Source organism: Candidatus Protochlamydia sp. W-9 (genome assembly GCF_001950615.1).
Classification (GTDB): Bacteria; Chlamydiota; Chlamydiia; order Chlamydiales; family Parachlamydiaceae; genus Protochlamydia; species Protochlamydia amoebophila.
Genome location: NZ_BCPZ01000162.1, coordinates 1 through 210 on the forward strand (window position 1 = coordinate 1; position 210 = coordinate 210).

The 210-nt window shown below is 35.2% G+C and carries 1 pseudogene; it reads left to right on the forward strand.

What is annotated here, in order from left to right:
- A pseudogene (locus tag BU804_RS05570) lies at positions 1-210 on the forward strand (hypothetical protein); the annotation flags it as partial.

Consider the following 210-nt stretch of genomic DNA (forward strand, 5'->3'; position numbering starts at 1 on the left):
GAAACCCTTCAAGTTCCTCTCACTTTGACGCAAAAAGAGTTTACCCATTTGCTCGATTGCCTGGAATATTCTATTTCTTTTGTTCCTTTGGAAGATATCCTTTCTTTCATTCAACTAGCTGATTATTATCAACTGTCAGAAGTTGGGAAAAAATTAGAAAAACAGTTGATTGAGGCGTATAAATCCCAAAAATTGGAACTGTTTAACTCC